This window comes from Enterococcus italicus DSM 15952 (genome assembly GCF_000185365.1).
GTDB lineage: Bacteria > Bacillota > Bacilli > Lactobacillales > Enterococcaceae > Enterococcus_G > Enterococcus_G italicus.
The window spans coordinates 2,065,460-2,068,522 of sequence record NZ_GL622241.1; the positions used below are offsets into that span (position 1 = coordinate 2,065,460).

3 protein-coding genes and 1 pseudogene are annotated in these 3,063 nt (G+C 33.3%); all 4 read right to left on the reverse strand.

The window, feature by feature from the left end:
* On the reverse strand, positions 1 to 398 hold a 398-nt coding region (locus HMPREF9088_RS09535; RefSeq protein ID WP_040366966.1), incomplete at its 3' end, for an ABC transporter permease family protein.
* A gap of 16 nt (positions 399 to 414) precedes the next feature.
* Positions 415 to 1,389 carry an ABC transporter permease gene (locus HMPREF9088_RS09540; RefSeq protein ID WP_007209030.1) on the reverse strand — a complete coding sequence of 325 codons (975 nt, stop codon included), beginning with the start codon at positions 1,387 to 1,389 and terminating at the stop codon, positions 415 to 417.
* A 328-nt stretch (positions 1,390 to 1,717) separates the two neighbouring features.
* Positions 1,718 to 1,988, reverse strand: a pseudogene (locus HMPREF9088_RS11730) (hypothetical protein); the annotation flags it as partial.
* 76 nt (positions 1,989 to 2,064) lie between these two features.
* Positions 2,065 to 3,024, reverse strand: a complete 960-nt coding sequence (locus tag HMPREF9088_RS09545; RefSeq protein WP_007209032.1) for an IS30 family transposase — start codon at positions 3,022 to 3,024, stop codon at positions 2,065 to 2,067.
* Between the last annotated feature and the right edge of the window lie 39 nt (positions 3,025 to 3,063).

Sequence of the window (3,063 nt, forward strand, 5' to 3'; positions counted from 1 at the left end):
TATAATAAGTAGGTTGGAATTAGTCCTCCCCCAACAAACATAGTAATAACAAAGAAAGTCATAATTGCTCCACGTCCCACTAAGTCTTTTTTAGCTAGTGGATAAGCAGTAATCATTGTAATAAAGACAGTAAGAAAGCTAAAAGCAAATGAATAAAATAAAGAATTTAGAAATCCCCTTATAATTGAGCTGTCCGCAAAAACTCTACTATAACCTTGAATGGTCCAATCTTTTGGGTTTAAACTAATTCCATGATTGATCAGAGTTGCTGGATCCATAAATGATGCTATTAACACATATCCAAGTGGAACGATTGTTATCAATACCAAAAAAATGACAATAATACGATTTACCCATAAAATTTGTTTATCAAATGTTGAATACATAGACTGTTTCATTTTTCTCCCCCCTTTTTTATAAGCCTTCACCATCATTTATTTTCTTCGTAATACTGTTCACTAGTAGCAATAAAACAACATTAATGACCATATTAAAAAGTCCCACGGCAGCCGAATATGCATAATTTCCAGATTGAAGCCCAATTTTATAGACATAAGTAGAAATAATTTCAGAAGTAGGAATGTTCATAGAAGTTTGCATTAAATATGCTTTTTCATACCCAACATTCATAATATTTCCTGCAGATAGAATAAAGTTAATAACCATTACAGGTTTCAGAGCAGGGAGATCAATGTACCAAATTTTATGCAAAATATTCGCTCCATCGATATTTGCAGCCTCATATAAATCTGAACTTACTCCCGCTAACGTTGCTGTATAAAGAATTGATGCCCATCCCATCCCTTGCCAAATCCCAGATAAAATATATATGGACCGAAAATAAGAAGGATTAGACATAAACATAATGGATTTACCAGTAAATTTTTCAACCAGCCCGTTTACAGGACCATTGGCCGATAAAAACAAAAACAGCATTCCTACAATAATTACGACGGATATAAAGTTTGGTGCATAGAGAATTAATTGTATTTTCTTTTTAATTTTCGGATTTAATATTTGGTTCAAAGATAGCGCTAATAAAACCGGCGGAAAAAATCCAAGCAATAATCCATATAAACTGATTTTTAGCGTATTTCCCAAAAGATTTGCAAAATTTGGTGACTGGATAAATTCTTTAAAATGGTCAAATCCTACCCATGGACTTGAAATGATTCCAAGCATGGGGTTATAGTTTTTAAATGCAATAATGGCTCCATACATTGGAAAATAGCGAAAAATAAGCGTTAACGTTACACCTGGAATTAATAGAAAATACAACCATTTGTCACGTTTTATTCGTTTTAGTCTATTGATTCGTCTATCCCTTCTTTCTGTCTTACTTAATTTGGGAGTTTTTTTTAAAATTTTTAACCGCTGTACACTTTCCATCACTTACCCACCTTATTTAGAAACGTTTCCAAATTAAATAATAAAAAAATGGAAACGTTTCATTATTTACAAAAGTAGCATAACAGACTGGATAATCAATTGTCAATACTTCTTTGGAAACGACTCCATTTTTTGATATTACTATTATTTCATTGTTTTTTTTTGAATTGATCTACTTTCAATTTACTATAATCATTTGAATCAATAATAACAACAACAACTATAGTTTTTTCTTGTATAGATAAAAATGACCAGCTCCATCATAGCGCCTAAATCATACTCTCCTATATGCCAAAAAGATATGGCTCATTGATTTGAAGAGATTCAATTAATTTATTGATGAGAACAGCGACATAATCTTCTTTTCAAAAAATAAAAATTGTGAATTGTAGAGAGCTGCATAATAGCCGTTTTGAGCCAATAATTCTTCGTGTGTGCCTTGTTCTTTGTATATCCCCATCTTGCATGTATAGAATCTTATCCGCATCTTTGATAGTAGATAGTCGATGTGCAATAACGAAAGAAGTACGACCAGCCATTAAATTATTCATTGCTTGTTGGATCAAAACTTCTGTTCTGGTATCAACAGATGAATTGGCAGGCCCAGAGTGGGGTGATTCATTTTATAATAAGTAAATCTTTTTTAGTTCGTTCAATATTACATATTTTCGTTTGTCAAATTAAGCTAGACAAATCATCTTTTGCTACGTAACTCAAAAATATTTCCAATGGCGTTTGATAGTTTAATGATTTTCTAGGGATATGATTTCGTTTTGATGCTACAGATTGAATAAAAATTTCGGATACACCATTAAAATCCATAGCTTTATATAAACCATCTTTACGTAATAATCCATTCGAGTTTTCGTTTAATCCTCGTTGAGAAGGTGTTCCTAGATCCGCGAAATAAATAGAAATATCATTGACATTACTGATATTTTTCCAATTAGAAAATTCTTTCCCACAATCAAACGTAATTGATTTAAATAAGTGTTTTGGGACACAACGAAACCATTGATTCAGCCTATTTTCAATGTCTTTAGCCTGTCTGCCTTCGGGTTTCAAGGTAATAATGACTTTAGATAGCCGTTCAACTAATGTGATGACCGCGCTTTTATGTTTTCCACCCACGATAGTGTCACCTTCCAGGTGACCAAATTCATGATCAAACTGGGTATAGTCTGTCTTTCTGTCTCGGATTGAACGGCGAAACGCTTGTTTTCCTCTTTTTTCTTTATGACCGTTTGGTTTTCTTTTTCCCTTCATTGGTAAATCGTGAGTGTCAAAGGTTTTATCTTTAAACATTCGATACAGTGTACGTACCGAACAAGCAATAGGAAACTCCGCTCGACCAATAAGGACATCCGGAGCCCACCCTTGAGCCACCTTTTTTTGAATGTATTCCTGTTGCTCATCTGATAACATAATCGGATGTCTTCCGCAGTTACGTTTGTTTTTCTTATATTGTTTATAGTAGCTCATTGCGCTTCCACCAGATTTAAGAAAACGATAGACATTATAAATGGTTTGTCGAGAACGTTGTACCAGATGGGCTACTTTTGAAACAGAGTGTGATTGATTGAAATAAGCTTCTATCATTACGAGTTCAGTTGGTGTAAGATGGGTATAGGTCATTTGTACTCACTCCTTATAATTCTTTCGACGGAACTATTT

Coding starts and splice junctions, on each gene's coding strand:
- HMPREF9088_RS09540 (WP_007209030.1), bottom strand. CDS start 1,389: ATGGAAAGTGTACAGCGGTTAAAAATTTTAAAAAAAACTCCCAAATTA.
- HMPREF9088_RS09545 (WP_007209032.1), bottom strand. CDS start 3,024: ATGACCTATACCCATCTTACACCAACTGAACTCGTAATGATAGAAGCT.